The following is an 18,467-nucleotide window of genomic DNA, read 5'->3' as shown; positions in this document are numbered from 1 at the left end:
TAATTTACCAAGCAACAGCAGATGATAGTGCGGATATCAGTGGGGGAGTAACCTTTGATTTGAAACCAGGGGATGATGCCACATCTTTCAGCATTGACTCCACAACAGGGAAAGTTAAGTTAATTGGCAATCCAGATTTTGAAACGCAATCTAGCTATAAATTCACCGTCACTGCTAGTGATGGCGTTAATCCTGCTACGGAGCAATTGGTTAACTTGGCTGTCAACAATCTAGATGAAGTAGCTCCAACTATCACATCGGGCGATACCGCAACACCCATTGATGAAAACAGTGGAGCTGGTCAAGTAATTTACCAAGCAACAGCAGATGATAGTGCGGATATCAGTGGGGGGGTAACCTTTGGTTTGAAACCAGGGGATGATGCCACATCTTTCAGCATTGACTCCACAACAGGGAAAGTTAAGTTAATTGGCAATCCAGATTTTGAAACGCAATCTAGCTATAAATTCACAGTCACTGCCAGCGACGGCGTTAATCCCGCTACGGAGCAATTGGTCAATTTAACTATCAACAACCTCGATGAAGTAGCTCCTATTATTACTTCTGGGAACATTGCAAAGGCGATCGCCGAAAACAGTGGAGCTGGTCAGGTAATTTATCAAGTAACAGCGGATGATAGTGCGGATATCAGTGGAGGGGTAACCTTTGGTTTGAAACCAGGGGATGATGCCACATCTTTCAGCATTGACTCCACAACAGGGAAAGTTACCTTGATTGGTAATCCAGATTTTGAAACGCAATCTAGCTATAAATTCACCGTCACTGCTAGTGATGGCGTTAATCCCGCTATGGAGCAACAGATTACGCTAGCAATCACAGATGACAATATTGCCGTTATTGAAAATGGCTTTTTCTTTGCTCAATTTTTAGATGGTACTCGCCAAGCTCTTTTGTTTCAAAATCAGCCATTCTCTGTTGAACAATCCGCAGACTGGGAAATTTTAGATACGGAAACTATCGATGGACTTAATCAAGTGCTTTGGTATAACCAAGCTACTGATGAGGTTGGCATCTGGCTCACTGATAATAATTGGAACTGGATTTCTTCTGACACATGGCAAGTAAAATCTTCAAGAACCTTTAATACTGAATTGTTATTTGGGACAGACATTAATGGAGATTTTCTCATTGGCGATCAATACACCATTGTAGAAAATCAAGGTGGTGTCAGTCTCTTACAGGGAATTTTTGGTACTTACTATGTTCAGCCCGGAGATGATTTGGTGACTCCCATTAAATTTTTAGGCGAACCATTTGAGAATCAGTTTGGCAGTTGGCAAGCGTTAGCAGCAGAAAGGATTGAAAATATCAACCGAGTTTTATGGCAAAATTTTGACACAGGCGAAATAGGAATTTGGCGAACGGATAATAATTGGAACTGGATTTCTTCCAATGTTTTTACCCCTAATCCAGTCGAAATAGCCACTGTTGAAAGCCTTTTTGGCATTAGCCTGTAGGCTGTTTTCGGTGGGAATAGCAAAAGATGGCAAGGTCTGTCGCCTAGGCCATATACTCGACTCAATCCCATCCTTAGTTGCCCCCTTTATGTCCCAAACCACCGCCACCCTGCAATTGCCGAGCCCCGATAGCGCGATCGCCTTGGCAGGAAGCGGAGAAGACAATCTAACCTATTTGGCCCACCACACCGGCGCTAAGTTGATTTTGCGGGGGCAAGAACTGATGGTGGTCGGCACCGAAAAAGCTGTGGCCAGGGTGATGGCAGTGCTCCAAGCCCTGGCTCCCTACTGGCAGAACGCCAAGGCCATTTCCCGGCCGGATTTAATGACTGCTTTCCATGCCCTAGATACGGGTAAACAGGAGGAATACCAAGCCCTCCAAAAAACGGTGTTGGCCAAAACCCGGCGGGGAGAAATTGTCCGGGCTAAAACTTTCCGTCAACGGCAATATATCAAAGCAATCCAAAAGCATGACGTCACCTTTTGCATTGGCCCAGCAGGCACAGGGAAAACCTTTTTGGCGGCGGTGTTGGCAGTGCAAGCTTTATTGAATAATGAATGCGATCGCCTGATTTTGACTAGACCAGCGGTGGAAGCGGGGGAAAAATTAGGCTTTCTGCCGGGGGACCTGCAACAAAAGGTGGATCCATTTTTGCGGCCCCTCTACGATGCTTTGTATGAATTCATCGAGCCGGAAAAAATTCCCGACCTGATGGAGCGGGGCAAAATTGAAGTGGCTCCCCTGGCCTATATGCGGGGCAGGACTTTGACCAATGCCTTTGTCATCGTGGACGAGGCCCAAAATACGACCCCGGCCCAACTCAAAATGGTTTTAACCCGCCTTGGTTTTGGCTCGAAAATGATTGTGACTGGGGATGTGACCCAAACGGATTTACCCAACCATCAAAAGTCCGGTCTCCAGGTGGCCCAAACCATTCTTAAGGATGTGGAAGGGGTGGCTTTTTGTTACCTCAATCAGGCAGATGTGGTGCGCCATCCCCTGGTGCAAAGGATTGTGGAAGCCTACGAACGCTCCGAAAATGCCGGTCCGCCCACCCCGAAGTTTTCCGCGTAAAGGCTTGATCCCCAAGGGTTTTTCCCAACCAAAGCCAGGCCATCCCTAGGGGCAATTTTCCCAGGGGCAAAACTTTGATGTACACTGATGCGGGCGTGAATCCGTGGCCATGGCCAGGGCGATCGCCAATGTGGTGTGAGGTAAAATCGGGGGCGAATGAACCGCTCACCGAGAATTTTTGTCTAATTCCCCAAATGAAATTAAGCAAAAGCTAACAAATGCCAAGCCGTCCCCTGGGGCGGAGTTTCACCACTAGTTTTTCGATGAATTTACGCTACCTCTGGTCAGGAAAACAACTATTGATGGGAGGCGGTCTAATTCCCCTATTATTCAGTGCCGCCGTTTCGGCCCAATCCCCTGGGGCCCTGGCCCAAAGCCGTTTCGACCCCAATGCCACCATTATTACTCCCCCGGTTCAGTTGGCCCAACGGTCAGCAACCGAAGACAGAAGGCAGTTTAATGAACTACTGCGGCAGGGTAAGGCCTATGTGGATAACGGTAATTTTCCCCAGGCGATCGCCATTTACCAACAGGCCGCCAGCCTAGATGGGGAGAACGCCGAACTGTTCGGTAGCATGGGTTATCTTTATGCCCGCCAGGGACAGTTTGCCGAAGCAACCCAAAGTTTTCAACAGGCTTTGCGGGTGAATCCCAATAACCCCGAATACTATGATGGTTTGGGTTTTAGCTATGCTCGCCAAGGAAGATTAAGTGAAGCCGCCAGCGCCTATGCCACCGCCATCAGCCTTGGCCCCAACGCCCCAGCATCGGTGAAGTATCGTCTCGCTCTGGGGGTGATCATGCTCCAACAGGGGGACTATGGTCGGGTGCGCCAAATATATAACGAAATTCATCGTCTGCAATCGGACAATGAAGAGGCGGCGGTGATGATGGGGGCTGCCCTGCTGCAAAGTAATGAGTATGAGCAGTTAATTACCTTCAATAGCCAAGCTCTCAAACTATTTCCCAACCGCCCTGAGCTCAATTTACAGTTGGGCAAAGCCTACTTGGCCCAGGGAAATCTGGTGGCGGCCCGTCGCATTTTGGAACCCCGTCTCAACCCCGATTGGCGTAGCTTTTCCCTCTACCTCACCTGGGCGGAACTACTGGAACGGGAAGGAAATTTTGCCGGGGCCCTGGATGCCTACAAACAAGCTCTCCGCAATGAACCTACGGCGATCGCCGCTAAAATTGGCACTGGTCGCATGTATTTAGAACTGGACAATCCCGCCGAAGCCATTTGGGTGTTTCGGGATCTGACCCGCCTTCAACCCAGTAACGCTGACTTTTATTATCTGTTGGGGGAAGCCTACGCAGTGGATGAAAAAATTGACCTGGCCAAAAAATCCTTTGGGGAAGCCCAAAAACTTTACCAGGCCCAGGGCAACACTGCTGGCAGTGACCGGACCCAAGAAAAGCTGGATAATCTTTAATTAGTCCAGGTATTGTCACCCTACGGGTTCAGACAATGGAGCCGTTACCCCCCTCCCCCAGCCCATGGGAGGAAAAAGTTCCTAATTTTCCCGCTCTGGAGCTTTGGGGGAAACAGACTAAACCTGGGCCTTTCAAATGGCATATTTTGACCTTTTTTCGTTTTTCAGGAGTTAATCATCGTGGATGCAATGGAATTCTTTCGCAATAGTTCTGGCAACTGGCGATCGCAACGTACCACCCATCATCTTGCCTTCCGTCGAGCAGAAACCGGTACCTCGGAAATTTTTGTCGAAGCCCTGGGCGCCGATGATCAAAAGATTGTCGAGATTTGTGAAATGCACAGCTGCGACCCGGCCAAAGCCGTGGGGGGAGCCTTCGTCCGCTGGGAAAGTGCCATGGCTTGGGATAAAGAGGATGAAAACCATGAAGGAACAACGGTATTTGCCCTCATTCCTGACGAAGACAATCCCCAACAGGGACAATTACTGCGGGAGCGGGGCTATGCGGAAATTGTGCCCATCGCCGGTCGCTATCACATCGACGAAGAGGAAGCCTTGGTTCTCGTAACGGAATATGAAACCATGACCACCATTGAAAGGTTCTGGTTTGCCAACCCAGATATGCGCCTCAGAACCAGTACTGTGCAAAGGTTTGGGGGCTTTAACACCGCCACCTACTGTACGGAAATGCGGGTCAAAGAGGAAAGTACTGTACCAACTTCCCCTTCCCCCGCCTACGAACAATTCTGCGGCTGGTAGGCTCGTCTAGCCCCTGTCTGGAAAATTTGATTGTCCTGCCAGGCCATCTAAGGAATTTGGTCAACCCTGAATGGGAGGACAAAAATTGTAATAAATTGTAATATTTGCCAACGATCAGGACCCTTCCCCCTTATTATTTAAACTAACTCATTATCAAGCTCTTCTTTAAGATCACGGAGGTTTACACTTGGCTCTTCCCCTATTGAACTACGCCCCCAAAAGTCAGAATGTGAGGGTTGAAGGTTATGAAATTGGCTCCGAAGAGAAGCCTGTTGTTTTCACCACGGAAAACATCCTCTCCAGCAGCGATATGGATAACCTAATCGAAGCGACCTATCGTCAAATATTTTTCCATGCGTTCAAGTGGGACCGGGAAAAAGTCCTTGAGTCCCAACTGCGTAACGGCCAAATTACTGTACGGGATTTTGTGCGGGGATTGTTGCTTTCCAACACCTTCCGCAGTAGCTTCTACGAAAAAAATAGTAACTACCGCTTCGTTGAGCACTGTGTACAGAAGATTCTAGGACGGGACGTTTACAGTGAACGAGAAAAAATCGCTTGGTCCATTGTGGTCGCCACCAAGGGCTATCAAGGGTTGATTGACGATCTTCTCAACAGCGATGAGTACCTCAACAACTTTGGCTATGACACGGTTCCCTACCAACGTCGTCGCAACCTTCCCGGTCGGGAAGCGGGTGAATTGCCCTTTAACATCAAATCTCCCCGGTACGATGCTTACCACCGTCGCCAATTGGGCTTCCCCCAAATCGTTTGGCAGAACGAAGTGCGTCGTTTTATTCCCCAGGAGAAAAAGCTTACCGCTGGCAATCCGATGAATTTCCTGGGCATGGCCCGCAGTATCAACCCTGCCGCCAATACCATTCCCAAGGTTTCGGCCCAAAATATCAACATCGAAGCTTCTGTGCCCCGTCGCTAGGCACTCAGGTCAGAGGGTTGAAGGATTAGTGCATTCCTGGCGTGGATAGTTACTTATTTTTCTGTCCTAAAAATTAAACGGAAAAATCAAATAATTGTTTTAGCTGGGACTGTTTGCTAGTCCCTTTTTTTTGGCCATTTTTGGACAAGTACCTGAGTGTAAATACTTAATCGAACCATCGGCGGAAACTAATGTGAGGGAAATTGTGAAGTCTTCTAACAATTATGGAACCTCTGCCAATAATCCCAGACTAAAAACTTATACTTGCCCCCAATGCCAACTCCTCACTGACCTAGGGTTTGATGTTGGTTGTGGTAGTAATTTTCCCAGAGTGGAGTCCCCCATGATTGCCCCTATTTGCCGTGCTCTGCGTTCCCGTCTTCCCCTCGCCGCCATGCTCATGATTGCCGCCACTGCTACCCCCGCCTTAGCTAATTCGCCGATCGCCGCTAATTTAACCCCTTTAACCCCTAATCAACCCCAGCCGTTACTGTTGGACAATGGCTTTAAGCCCTTTACCCCGGTGGGAATTACTGACGATAATTTTTTGCTCAATGTGACTGATACCAGGGAAGTGGATCCCTTGGACAGTCCCTACCCGGTGCCCTGGAGTTGGATTGTGCGTACCCAGCAGGACTACGCGGAACAGCAACGGTCGGGATTGCGCTACTACCGCAGTCCAGCCTTAGTTTCTCCTTCGGGACAATATGCAGCTTACAGTCGCATTGAGGTGCGGGCGGAGCCCAATTCCTACGAATCGAAGGTGTTGGGGGTAATGTTTGTTGAAAATTTGGCTACGGGTAAGTTGCAGGTGGTGCGGGCCAGTTCCCCCATTGCCAGCTACTTACAAAAAGTAGGGGAAGATAGTCCGGAAATGGCGGGGGTAATTTCCATTCTTTTGCCAGCTTCCTGGTCTGAGGAAGGCGATCGCCTATTGGCCCGGCAGATGGAAGGGGCGTTTAATTCTTCGGACATTAGCGATTATGGCGTGGTCTGGCAGGGGGGCGACATTCGTACCCTCAGTGCCATGCCGAAGACGAATATGGAATTCAGTGCCACCTTACTGGGTTGGCATCAGGGGGATCCCCATCAGGTGCTTTTTCAAGTGAGCCATTTTGACCAAGAAGAGGACGGTAATTCCCTGGTGAGCGTTGCCCTAGACGGCAAAGTCCAACCGGCGAAAGCTCCGGCAGTAATTGCCTACGGTAAACGGGTCAGCCGCAGTTGGAGCGGGGTACAATCCATGCGCTAGGAAGGGGCACCGGGGCGATCAACTGGTTGGAAAAGCTCAAAGGCTTGGCGGGTGAATTGGCGCAGTTTTTCCCCCACATCCTGGGCAGGAAGATATTTGCCTACCACCTGCCAGTTGTCCACCGTCGATAGTCGCCAGGCTTGCCCTTGGTGATTGATGCCGACGGTTTCAATGCCAATGATTTTCGGCGATTTGTCGGCGGGGTCTGGATGGAAACGAATTTGCACCAGGATACTGCGGCTCTGGTAGCGGGGACTCCAACCAGGCAGATGGAAGCCAATGTCGATGGAGTGGGGGTCCACCTGGGCTTGGGTCTGGCGATCGCCTTGCCACGGAGCAAGGTCAGCTCTAGCGTCGGGAAATTGGGCTTTAAAGAGGTTCACCACGGCGGCGATTTTGGTGGCGGTGGCGACTCCAATGGCTTGTTCTGCCGCATTCATTGACGAAATGTCTCCTGCTGGAAAGTTAACCTTTGGCCAGGGGCTGGATTGGGATCGGATAAGCCTGGCGACCAATAACCATGGGGTGTGGCATGGGGACAGGAAATGGGAAAATTAATGGCCCAGAATTGATTCCATAGGATAGCAAACCTCCGTGAAAATTTCCGAACAGACCCTTGAAGTGGGACAGTTTCACTGGTTTTACCGCCAGATTGAACCAATCCAGTCCACTGACGCCGCTCCCATTGTCTTGTTGCACGGTTTACCGAGCCAAAGTTTGTGTTGGACTGGGGTCATGCCTCTATTGGCGGAAAAGGGGCTGAGGGCGATCGCCCCGGATTGGTTGGGCTTTGGCTTTTCTGACATCTTGGACAAACGGGATTTTGCCTACACCACAGCGGCCTATGAACAGACATTGGGAGAATTTTTAGAAGCTCTGGAACTGCCCAAAATTTCCCTAGTGGTGCAGGGATTTTTAGCCACAGTGGGTATCGAATATGCCCTCAACCACCCAGAGCAAATTGAGCGGCTCGCTATTCTTAACACCCCCGTTATTCCCCCCGTATCGTTGCCCTGGCCTATGCGTCAATGGACCATTCCTCTGGTGGGGGATATGGTCACCCAGGATCCCCTGATTATTGACCGCACTTTAGAGGGGGGCAGTGGTTTTGTCATCAGCGATGAGAGGTTAAATACCTATCGTAAACCCTGGCTAAAAACCTCCGCCGCCGGTCGGGCCCTTATGGCCGCCACTAAAAACTTGCCCACCACCAATGATCTGGCTAAAATCGGCGATCGCCTGCGGGGAGAATGGCAAAAACCCACCTGCTTAATCTGGGGAACGGCGGATAAATGGCTGCCGGTGGAACCCATTGAACAGTTAGTGCAGGGAGCTAGTCATCTGGAGTTGGTCAAATTACCAGAAGCCAAACACTATCCCCAGGAGCATTTTCCCCAGGAAGTCGGAGAAACTCTACAAACCTTTTTCCGCAGACAAATTACCTAAAAGCGATGGCATTGGCGGCAGACAAGACTGGTCATCATAAAGCTCAAAATGATTGTGAACAGCGGGAGAATCTAGGGGTTAGAAGTCAAAGAACTTTTGCCGGGGATTAAAGGTTTCCTTTTCCCGAATGCTACGGTAAAGCTCCAACTCTTCTGGGCTGGGTTCCGGGGGAATTTCCACGCGAATTTCCACCAACTGGTCCCCCCGATCGCCTTTACTGTTGGGAAAGCCTTTTTTGGCCAAACGTAGTTTTTGACCATTTTTTAATCCCGCTGGCACAGTCATTTTTACCAGGCCGTCAATGGTCATTACCTCAATAGCGCCGCCCAAAATAGCTTCACTGGGGGTCACTGGCACTTGGCAAGCAATGTCCGTACCCTGGAGCATAAATAAAGGGTGGGGAGAAAGGTTAATTTTCAGATATAAATCACCGCCGTTAATACCCTGTTGCTTGAGGCGAATCCGTTGCCCATCCCCCATGCCCCCAGGCATTTCCACTTCCAAAGAACGGCCATCTTCCAAACGAATTCTTTCTTTCCCTCCCCGATAGGCCTTCTCCAACGGCAGAGTCAAATTGGCTTCCACGTCCCTAGGCACAGGGCGAGCCGGGGACACCACTTTTGTGCGACGGTTGGCGCTAAAATCCTGCCACGATTCCGCCGGTTGTCGGGGAGTGGGCCGGCCATTGGCAGTACGAAATTGACCATTGCTGGCACTAGGCGATCGCCCACCGTTACTATTAGGGGTAAAACGGCTGGTGGGGGGACGGCGAAACCGCCCAAATAAACGGCTGTCCAACTCCCGGCGCTTACTTTCATCGGAAAGGACATCGTAGGCCTCGTTGATGTCTTTAAACTTTTCTTCCGCCGTTTTGTCGTTGGGGTTGACATCAGGGTGATACTGACGAGCTAATTTCCGAAAAGATTTTTTAATCTCTTCAGTGGTGGCACTGCGGGGAACTCCCAAAATTTGATAATAATTCCGCACTTGTTCCATAGGGTTGCCAGAAAATACTCGCTCAATCCACTCAAACTAACTTAGATCAAGGTTACAGGGTCAGATCGTTAATGGTTTGTCCTGCCGTCGGTCAAAGGACTTGGGGTTTTAGAACCAGTCATCATCATCGTCATCCCAGCCATTTTGCAACGGTGCATTACGACCGGGCTGGGCAGGGCGTTCCCCATAGCGGCCATTGCCTCCTCGACCGGAGCGGCTGGGGGGATTTTCCCGATAGTTATAATCCTGTTGGCGATCGCCTCTGGAGTAGTCATCTGGGGGGTTGGGGCTAGAACGGCGATCGTCGTAGTTATCCCCTAGGCTGTCCCCTCGGTAGGGGCGTTGACGGGTAACTCGGGCTTGGTCCCAATCAGCATAGGCCGGGGAACGGTAGTCTTTGCTCAAGGAAGGCCCCCGACCAGCGCCAGCCCTGGGCATGGGAGCTTCTCGACGGGAAGGGGCGCTGTAGTTGTAATCGTCATAGCGACCGTAATCATTGCCCCCCCGATAATCGTCCCTGGGAGCGGGGCGACGGCTGTAGTAGTCTTCCTCGTCATCGAAATCGCCGGTGAAGGTTTTCTTAATTGCTTCAAAAAAGCCTTCTTCCTTATCGTCATACTGCAGGCGCACTTCCCGGTTAAGTTCGTAGAGCACATCCTGCAAATCCGCCTGGGCCCGGTCTAGCCGACGCTCATCATCCTTCTCCAAACTATCTAAAATTTCGCTGCACAAGGCATCCACTTGGCGGCGGTAGGACACAGTGAAAGCACTGCCAAAGTCCAGGGTAACTTCCTTGAGTCGCCGCTGGGCCTGGTCCGTTAGCGCCTTGGCACTATTGCGTTTTTCAATCCGTTCCCGCCGTTCCCGGTCTTGGGCAGCAAAGGTTTCCGCCTCTTGGATCATGCGATTGACTTCCCCTTCACTGAGAATGGAAGCCCCTTGGACAGTGATGCTTTGTTCCCGCCCAGTGGTTTTGTCCCTCGCTGTCACCTGCAAAATACCGTTGGCATCAATGTCGAAGGAAACCTGCACCTGGGGCACTCCCCTGGGGGCCGGCGGAATACCGCTCAGTTTAAAGCGACCGAGGGAAATATTATCGCTGGCCATTTCCCTTTCCCCTTGGAGCACATGGATTTCCACCACAGTCTGATTATTTTCCCCGGTGGAAAAGATATCTGATTTCCGTACTGGAATGGTGGTGTTACGGGGCAGTAATTTTTTCATCACGCCGCCAATGGTTTCCAGCCCAAAGGAAAGGGGCGTTACGTCCAACAGCAGAATATCTTTCACTTCCCCGTCCAAAATACCCGCCTGGATGGCCGCACCGATCGCCACCACTTCATCGGGGTTAACGTTTTCGTTGGGTTCCCGGTCAATGAAACTGCGCACTAAACCCTTGACCATGGGCATCCTGGTGCCTCCCCCCACCAGCACCACTTCATCGATTTGCACCGGACTTAAGCCCGCATCCTTCAATACTCGTTTGATCGGTCTTTGCAGACGGGTGACCAGATCACCGCATAGGTCTTCAAATTCAGAACGGCTCAATTGGGTTTCTAAATGCTTAGGCCCATCCTCCGTAGCAGTAATGAAGGGCAAATTAATTTCCGTGGTACTGACCCCAGACAGTTCAATTTTGGCTTTTTCCGCCGCCTCCGTTAACCGTTGCAGGGCCTGGCGATCCTGCCGTAAATCCACTTTCTCCGTTTCTAAAAACTTTTCTGCCAACCAATCCACAATGCGGCGATCGAAATCATTACCGCCCAATTGGGTATCGCCGCTGGTGGCCTTAACTTCAAAAATGCCGTCCCCAACTTCCAACACGGAAACGTCAAAGGTACCACCACCGAGGTCGAACACCAGGATTTTTTGCATTCTGCCCTGGTCTAACCCGTAGGCCAAGGAAGCGGCGGTGGGTTCATTGATAATCCGTAACACCTCCAGCCCGGCAATTTTACCCGCATCCCTGGTGGCCTGCCGTTGGGAGTCGTTAAAGTAGGCGGGCACCGTAATCACTGCTCCAGTAACCTTTTCCCCCAGGTAACGGCTGGCTTCTTCGGCCAACTTACGCAAAATCATGGCCGAAATTTCTTCCGGGGCAAAGTCTTTTTTCAGCCGAGGACAACGGACCTTAATATTGTCCCGGTCATCGCGACGGATAGTATAGGCTACTCGTTTAGATTCGGGGGTAAGATCGGCGTAGCGTCTCCCCATAAAGCGTTTCACGCCATAGAATGTGTTTTGGGGGTTGAGTACCGCTTGTCGCCGGCCCATTTGGCCCACCACCAATTCCCCTTCTTTGTTGAAACCCACCACAGACGGGGTGGTGCGCATCCCTTCCGCATTGGCAATGACAATGGGTTTGCCGCCTTCCATAACGGCAACAACTGAGTTGGTGGTTCCAAGGTCAATTCCGACGACTTTTCCCATGTTGTTTTCTTTACTCCCAAAGTTCGGGAGGGCAATTAATCTGCATTTAATATTTAGTGGTGCTAGGCCCTTGCCAGACCATTATAGAAGGTGGGGGAGATGCCCTTGTGGTCGAGTAGACTTCATTTGATCGCTCAAAGAGTTTTAGTTACCTAACTATCAAGCCATGGCTGGAAAAAAACAAGGTGCTGATGCCACAGTCTATCAGCTAAAAATTTCCCTGTTGGGGGCCAAGCCTCCCATTTGGCGGAGGGTGCAGGTGCCCAGTGACACCACTTTGAATAAATTACATAACATCATCCAAGATTCCATGGGCTGGTTTAATTACCATCTCCACTCTTTTTTCGTTGACGGCCAGGAATATGGCCCGATAGACCCCTACATAGACGAGACGGATTACGAAGATGAAAGTAAAGTGAAGTTGTCGGGCTTGAATCTGGCCGAAAAATACAAGTTTCGCTATGTCTATGACTTCGGGGATGATTGGTATCACGAAATCCTGGTCGAAAAAATTCTCCCCCGGCAAGAAGACCAGCACTACCCATTTTGTTTGAAAGCAGTGCGGGCCTGCCCCCCGGAGGACTGCGGCGGTATTTGGGGATATGAAGAACTGTTAGAGATTCTCCAAGACCCTCAACATCCTGAACGCGAGGATCGATTGGAATGGTTGGGGGGAAATTTTGATCCCCAGGAGGTCAGTCTTAAAAGGATTAATGAATGCCTCCGGGAATGTTAAAAATTAGGCGATCGCCGCTACGGGAATGCGGAGGTGATCATAGAGAGGGAAACCGGCACAGAGTTCACCGGCCCGCTGCAAACAATCTGCCTTAACGGCTTCATTTTCGGGGGACAGGAGGCGATCGGCAATGATGTTGGCAATGGTGCGGAACTCATTTTCCTGCATCCCCCTGGTGGTCATGGCGGGGGAACCAAGGCGCAAACCGCTGGTGACAAAGGGCGATTCGGGGTCAAAGGGCACGGTGTTTTTATTGGCAGTGATGTTGATTTCTCCCAATAGTTGATCCGCCACCTTGCCGGTCATGGCGATAGAACGGAGATCCACCAACATTAAATGGTTATCGGTACCGCCGGAAACCAGGTCAAAACCCCGTTTTTGTAATTGATCCGCCATGGCTTGGGCATTGGCAATCACTTGGCCGGAGTAGGTCTTAAATTCAGGCTTGAGCGCCTCCCCAAAGGCCACCGCTTTAGCAGCAATGACGTGCTCCAAGGGGCCGCCTTGGGTACCAGGAAAGACGGATTTGTCGAATTTTTTGCCCAATTCTTCGTTATTGGTCATGATCAGACCGCCCCGGGGTCCCCGCAGGGTTTTATGGGTGGTGGTGGTGACGACATCGCAATAGGGCAAGGGACTGGGATGGTGTCCTGAAGCTACTAAACCGGCAATGTGGGCAATGTCCGCCATTAGGTATGCCCCCACCTCATCGGCGATCGCCCGGAATTTATCAAACTCAATTTGTCGGGGATAGGCAGAGTAGCCACAAATGAGCAATTTGGGTTTAACTTCCAGGGCCTGTTGGCGAATTTTTTCATAATCCAACCGCCCCGTCTCTTTTTCCACGCCGTAATGGGCCACTTTGAACCATTTACCGGACACATTGACGGGGGAGCCGTGGGTTAAATGGCCGCCGTGGGACAGATCCATGCCCATGATGGTGTCGCCGGGCTGGAGCAGGGTTAGGAATACGGCGAAATTAGCTTGGGCCCCGGAGTGGGGCTGGACGTTAGCGTGGCCTGCCCCGAACAATTCCTTCACTCGACTAATGGCTAAGCTTTCCGCCTGATCCACAAATTCACAACCGCCGTAATAGCGCTTACCGGGCAGACCTTCGGCGTATTTATTGGTTAGGACAGAACCCTGGGCCGCCATTACCGCCGCTGAGGTGAAATTTTCGCTGGCAATTAGTTCAATGTGGGTGCGTTGCCGTTGCAATTCCCGGTCAATGATGGCCGCAAGGGCAGGGTCACTAGTGGCTAAAAAATCGAGGTTGGTTTGATTCACGTCTGATCTTCCTGTAAACAGTGCTGGGGGCGGAAAGCACCGCGCTTCTTGAATATTTATTAAGTTTACCATCGCTAGAGTTTGGCCAACGCCTACAAAACCCAAGCTCGAAGCACCAATTATTCCTTCAAACTTATCGAGTGGGCGCTGCAATTAATATCTCACTACTCCTAAAATCCTCTGTTGACAATGATATTCCGATGCAGTCCCAGCCCCAGCATGACTCCAATCTTGGAGTTCTGACCGCTAAGAAGGGGGCCGAGTTTTCCACAGAGGTCAAGGATTTTGGAAAATACCGAATAAATTAGCCACACCTGCAAACAGAGAGAGTATGACAGCTACGAATATTCCCCTGTTAGCAAATTCTTGATTTTCCAGGCGCTTACCAATGCCGGATACCTTTTCATCAAGTGCTTTAATATCTCCCCTGATCTCAGCTTGGGAGACCTTGAATTCATTCTGGTTGGCTTCAATACGATCTAATCTTGCATCAATCTTAGCCAGAATATCTTTCAGGTCAGTCTCGATGGTTGCCATGAGCGCTTCTCCGTATTTCAAAATTTACGCCAGTAGTCATAATTTATCCTAGCTATCGTCAAGGTGGCAAAGTTGAATTTAGTATAAAACACTTGTCTTAATTATAGTGAACTTCTGTCTAAAAAAATTGGTTTTATTATAAAGTAATGCTTCACAAGAATGACATCGCGGACTTGTTCAAGGAGCTTTTTTGGAAGTTTGTCCATCGGATATTACTTCAGAATATTTCTGGTTATCATTCCTTAAAGAATAAGTATACATAAACTTTCTGTTTTTTGTCCTCTAGGAGTTGACTAGACAAAAAATGTCAGTATAATCAGTAGTTAGACCTAGTTTTAAAGAGAACACTAAACTCAGAAAGCATGAGGATCAAAGATCAAGATTCAATAAGAAAAATAATAACCGCTTGCAAAGTTACGCCTAGTGAACAACTTGAGAGCGAAGAAGTGGAATTTAAAGAATATAGAGATATTCATGCACTGCATAATGCCAAAGATTTAGCTGAAGAAGTGTCAGCATTAGCCAATTTTTGTGGTGGAATTATCATTGTTGGAATCAAAGACAGTTCTAATGTAGCTCAACAAAATTGGCTCAGTCAGCTTGTTGGATTTGAACAAGGGGACACTACTGAAATTGAACAACGACTAAAAGGTAAGCTAAAGCCATCACTAGAGATCTATGCTGAGTATTTAGATTTTGAAAGTAAGTTTTATTTGATTATTCATGTTCCACACCGACGGGATTCTTTAATAACTACCTCAAGTGGAAAGGTTTGCATTAGAGACGGCAGATCAAGTCGTCCAATGGAGCCAGACGAAGTTAGGAGAGCAGTAAATAATTTACAAAACTATGATTGGAGTGCCGATGTATTAAATTTAGATGTAGATAACTGTTTAGATCCCATCGCATTAGGTGGAGCTTACGATGATTACTGCATCAGGAAAAATTTTTCGACAGAATCGCGGCCTGATAAATATGCCTTTTTAGAAGCAATTGGGGCTACAAATAACGGATCTCTTACAAAAGCTGGTCTTTTATTTTTAGGTAAATCAAGTTTTATTAAACAATGGTTAGGTGCTTATGAATATAGATTTAGTTGGAAAACTCGATCAGGAAGCCTCCTTATAAATGAAGTCTGGGAGGACTGTATCTGGAGATCTATAGGGTTTGCTAAGGAGCACTTTAATCTTTGCAATGTAAATCAAGATATAAAATTTAAAGATAAGAGCTACAGTGCAACAATTCTTGATTCTCAAGCATTTCACGAGGCTTTTGTTAATTCTATCGTTCATAGAGATTATTCGATAGACGGAATGATTTCTGTTGATTTTGATTCAGCAAAAATGACTATTACAAATCCTGGTAGTTTCTATGGTGGAGTTACATCAGAAAACATTGTGCTTCATCAACCAAGGCACAGAAATAAAGCATTGGCAAAGCTTATGATGCAATTTCAGCTTGTTGATAGAGCTGGGATGGGTGTTAAGAGAATGGGGCTTGGTTCTTTAATCTATGGAAGAGAATTTCCAAAATTTAGAGAATCTTTTAATTGTGTAGAAGTTGCAATGCAAGCTGAATCGGTTCTGCCAGGCATATTTGTATTGGTGCAAGGCAATCCTGAGCTCTTTGGTTTAGTCGATTTAATTTTAATTAATAGTCTGTTTAGAAAAGGGGCGATTTCTGTTAATGAAGCACAGAGAAGAATTCGCCACCTTTCAGAAAATTATTGGATATCTCTAAAGGAATCAGTTAATAGAATAGAACAAATTGAATTTTGCGGAAGTAACGATGGAGTCTACATAAGAGTGAGTCCTAAATGGAATGCTTTTTTCGACATAAGAAAAACTTTTCCAGTAACTACAACTTCAATGAAACATGTTAAATTGTATGACTATCTGATGGAATTCGGAGAAGCATCAAACGATGATATAACTACTCTTCTGGAGCATAAAAATAGTGCTCATACAAGCACATTTCTTAGAAATGCAAAATACGTTTACCGCACTGGAAGGTCTAGAAATTCACGTTGGTTAATCAAAAAGGATGGGGTTTAAAGTTTTACAAGCGATGACTATAGAAAATACCCAAAAAATTGTCGCTTTCGGTACAATAGTTACTGTTTAATTCGCTCCACTGTACATGTCTAACTACTTCATGCATTCGGAACGGATTGTCACGATATCTTCACGCTTATTTTGCATCACCGTCCGCTGATGCAGAGGCCGTTGGTTGGCTCCGTTTGGTAGATAAGGACAATAATTTTAAAGTTATCTGTGAGAAGATCATCGCTGTCCATTTCGTAAGTTTTGCCAAGCATGATTTCCAAGACAATTCTATTCATTATTTTGTGGTTAATTGGCATGATAGGAGTGATTTCCACCATCTGGATTGCACTGCCAATCTCTGCCGAAGAACTTCCTCTACCTATCATCGTCATCAAGCTTATTAACCTAATTTTACCCACTTTCTTATTATTGATCGCAGTCTTAATAGGAGTCAATTTGGCATATAAAGTTGGGTTATCAGCACCTTTTCTTGAAGCACTCGCAAGTAGCGCTCAGCAGCCAATTTTAGCGATTCAGCCTCAGGTGATTCCTGGTTTGGTGGGCGGAGTATTCGGCGGTGTCGCGATTTCAACGATATCTTTCCTTTGGTGTTCCTCACTCCCCAATGATTTTGTTGCCCAAGCAAAAGCATTGTCTGACAATACACCTTTACTCGCTCGTGTTCTCTATGGAGGAATTACCGAGGAAATCTTAATGCGGTGGGGCTTGATGTCGCTGCTTGTATGGGCAGCATGGCGGGTGTTGCAAAAAGGGCAAGGAAATCCTGATACTGTCTATGTTGTTCTTGCCATTGGTGTTTCAGCGATCGCATTTGGATTAGGGCATTTACCGTTAGCCTTCACACTCAGTTCTCAAGCAACAGCTTCGTTGATTACGTATATCATTGTGGGGAATGCGTTTTTCGGTTTGATTGCGGGTTATCTATACTGGCAGAAGGGACTTGAGGCAGCGATCATTGCTCATGTTACTGTCCATCTAGTGATGGCGACGATTGATCATTTGAAGAGTTTCAGGTAGCGTATGGGGCAGTCAGCTAAAAATGCGCTTGGAGCGGACGATCAAACTTCGTCTACCGTTCAAGTCTTTGCATCGCACCGTTATCCCACTTGGCTTTGATTCCCAATGCGAATCCCTTACGAAAAAGCAATTGAGAATCTCGACCTGCTGGCCAACCTGTGTCTATTCGACCCAGTCGTGATCGGAACGCCGCCGCTTGGAATTGATGTTTCCAACAGCGATATCGACATTGCTTGTTATTGTGGCGATCTTGACCGATTCGCAGGATTCGCAACGCGTCAGTTTGAATCTCAAGATGGCTTTCAAATTCGACACGGAACTTTTCAAAATCATGAATCCATCATTGTTCAGTTCAATGCGTTTGAATGGGACGTTGAGATTTTCTGCCAACCAATTCCGACAAACAAACAGTGGGGCGTACGGCATTTTTGGATTGAACGGCGGTTGCTCGCTTTGTCTCCTAACCTAAAATCAACCGTGACGGAATTGAAACGTTCTGGCTTGAAAACTGAACCTGCGTTCGCCAAAGCTCTTGGATTGTCCGGTGAGCCTTACCAGGCAATCCTTGGGCTTGAACAAACCAACGACCGTGAATTGTTGGCATTAACTGCGACACAATGAAATCGAGGGATAACAATGCGATGGTGACGGAACTTCAGAGTAACGTTTTTTGGGAGTGTCAAGAAATTTGTGTAAAGGGGAAATTAGAAAAGAAAAGAATTAGGGTGTTCAATAGCAAAACAAGCAAGAGCCGCCTTCCAATGGTGGATGGGCATAGTCCATTTACGGCAAATACGTTGCAAAGCCAGGTATAAGAGTTTGAGTAGAGAGTCTTGGGAAGGGAAAACCCCCTTAGTTTTAATGACCTTACGAAAAGAACGATTGAGAGACTCAATAGCATTAGTGGTATAAATTACCCTCCTGATATCCGGTGGATAATCAAAAAACGGGATAATGAACTCCCAGGTATGGAACCAGAGCTGACTGATGGCAGGGTAACGCTGGTCCCATTTCTGGG

General features: G+C 48.1%; 17 protein-coding genes. 11 read left to right on the top strand and 6 right to left on the bottom strand.

Going from position 1 to position 18,467, the window contains the following annotated elements:
- The 6 genes from IQ217_RS17185 to IQ217_RS17160 form a co-directional block, all read left to right on the top strand.
- The coding region (locus IQ217_RS17185) for a cadherin domain-containing protein (protein ID WP_194020923.1) at positions 1-1,478 on the top strand (1,478 nt) is incomplete at its 5' end.
- 88 nt (positions 1,479-1,566) lie between these two features.
- Positions 1,567-2,553: a PhoH family protein gene (locus IQ217_RS17180; protein WP_194020921.1), complete on the top strand. Its 987-nt coding sequence runs from the start codon at positions 1,567-1,569 to the stop codon at positions 2,551-2,553.
- 218 nt (positions 2,554-2,771) lie between these two features.
- A complete protein-coding gene (locus tag IQ217_RS17175; protein ID WP_194020919.1) occupies positions 2,772-3,986 on the top strand; it encodes a tetratricopeptide repeat protein in 1,215 nt (404 codons plus the stop codon).
- A 180-nt stretch (positions 3,987-4,166) separates the two neighbouring features.
- Positions 4,167-4,745, top strand: coding sequence for a phycobiliprotein lyase (locus IQ217_RS17170; RefSeq protein ID WP_190599606.1), 579 nt, complete (start codon positions 4,167-4,169; stop codon positions 4,743-4,745).
- A gap of 187 nt (positions 4,746-4,932) precedes the next feature.
- The gene (locus IQ217_RS17165; protein ID WP_190599605.1) at positions 4,933-5,682 is read left to right on the top strand and encodes a phycobilisome rod-core linker polypeptide; all 750 of its coding nucleotides are present in this window, start codon (positions 4,933-4,935) and stop codon (positions 5,680-5,682) included.
- 343 nt (positions 5,683-6,025) lie between these two features.
- Positions 6,026-6,934 (top strand): hypothetical protein, encoded by a 909-nt coding sequence (locus IQ217_RS17160; RefSeq protein WP_194020917.1) that lies wholly within the window; start codon positions 6,026-6,028, stop codon positions 6,932-6,934.
- Here IQ217_RS17160 and IQ217_RS17155 read toward each other — a convergent pair.
- Positions 6,931-7,374, bottom strand: a complete 444-nt coding sequence (locus tag IQ217_RS17155; protein WP_190599603.1) for a hypothetical protein — start codon at positions 7,372-7,374, stop codon at positions 6,931-6,933. The genes IQ217_RS17160 and IQ217_RS17155 overlap by 4 nt on opposite strands.
- Before the next feature lie 154 nt (positions 7,375-7,528).
- On the opposite strand from IQ217_RS17155, the gene IQ217_RS17150 reads away from it, so the two are divergent.
- On the top strand, positions 7,529-8,380 hold the full coding sequence (locus IQ217_RS17150; protein WP_194020915.1) for an alpha/beta fold hydrolase: 852 nt from the start codon (positions 7,529-7,531) through the stop codon (positions 8,378-8,380).
- 78 nt (positions 8,381-8,458) lie between these two features.
- Here IQ217_RS17150 and IQ217_RS17145 read toward each other — a convergent pair whose 3' ends face one another.
- Together IQ217_RS17145 and dnaK are read right to left on the bottom strand one after the other, a co-directional pair.
- Positions 8,459-9,376: a J domain-containing protein gene (locus IQ217_RS17145; RefSeq protein ID WP_194020913.1), complete on the bottom strand. Its 918-nt coding sequence runs from the start codon at positions 9,374-9,376 to the stop codon at positions 8,459-8,461.
- 108 nt (positions 9,377-9,484) lie between these two features.
- Complete coding sequence (gene dnaK, locus IQ217_RS17140; RefSeq protein WP_194020911.1) at positions 9,485-11,806, bottom strand: molecular chaperone DnaK; 2,322 nt, start codon at positions 11,804-11,806, stop codon at positions 9,485-9,487.
- Between the two features lie 166 nt (positions 11,807-11,972).
- Between dnaK and IQ217_RS17135 the strand changes: the two genes are divergently transcribed.
- Positions 11,973-12,542, top strand: coding sequence for a plasmid pRiA4b ORF-3 family protein (locus IQ217_RS17135; RefSeq protein ID WP_194020902.1), 570 nt, complete (start codon positions 11,973-11,975; stop codon positions 12,540-12,542).
- A gap of 3 nt (positions 12,543-12,545) precedes the next feature.
- Here IQ217_RS17135 and glyA read toward each other — a convergent pair whose 3' ends face one another.
- Both glyA and IQ217_RS17125 read right to left on the bottom strand, forming a co-directional pair.
- Positions 12,546-13,829 carry a serine hydroxymethyltransferase gene (gene glyA / locus IQ217_RS17130; RefSeq protein ID WP_194020900.1) on the bottom strand — a complete coding sequence of 428 codons (1,284 nt, stop codon included), beginning with the start codon at positions 13,827-13,829 and terminating at the stop codon, positions 12,546-12,548.
- A gap of 276 nt (positions 13,830-14,105) precedes the next feature.
- The gene (locus IQ217_RS17125) at positions 14,106-14,366 is read right to left on the bottom strand and encodes a hypothetical protein (RefSeq protein WP_194020931.1); all 261 of its coding nucleotides are present in this window, start codon (positions 14,364-14,366) and stop codon (positions 14,106-14,108) included.
- A gap of 362 nt (positions 14,367-14,728) precedes the next feature.
- Here IQ217_RS17125 and IQ217_RS17120 point away from each other — a divergent pair, with 362 nt between their 5' ends.
- The 3 genes from IQ217_RS17120 (at position 14,729) to IQ217_RS17110 (ending at position 18,070) form a co-directional block, all read left to right on the top strand.
- Positions 14,729-16,420: an RNA-binding domain-containing protein gene (locus IQ217_RS17120; protein WP_194020898.1), complete on the top strand. Its 1,692-nt coding sequence runs from the start codon at positions 14,729-14,731 to the stop codon at positions 16,418-16,420.
- A gap of 261 nt (positions 16,421-16,681) precedes the next feature.
- Positions 16,682-17,449 (top strand): CPBP family intramembrane glutamic endopeptidase, encoded by a 768-nt coding sequence (locus IQ217_RS17115; protein WP_194020896.1) that lies wholly within the window; start codon positions 16,682-16,684, stop codon positions 17,447-17,449.
- 105 nt (positions 17,450-17,554) lie between these two features.
- Positions 17,555-18,070: a DUF4269 domain-containing protein gene (locus IQ217_RS17110; protein WP_194020888.1), complete on the top strand. Its 516-nt coding sequence runs from the start codon at positions 17,555-17,557 to the stop codon at positions 18,068-18,070.
- An 83-nt stretch (positions 18,071-18,153) separates the two neighbouring features.
- Here the strand turns inward: IQ217_RS17110 and IQ217_RS17105 are convergent.
- Positions 18,154-18,467 (bottom strand): transposase (locus tag IQ217_RS17105; protein WP_194020886.1); only part of this gene is annotated, 314 nt, incomplete at its 5' end.

The organism is Synechocystis salina LEGE 00031, from assembly GCF_015207985.1.
Taxonomy (GTDB): domain Bacteria; phylum Cyanobacteriota; class Cyanobacteriia; order Cyanobacteriales; family Microcystaceae; genus Synechocystis; species Synechocystis salina.
The sequence above is the reverse complement of the archived record's forward strand: the minus strand, read 5'-3'. Positions and strand labels throughout refer to the sequence as shown.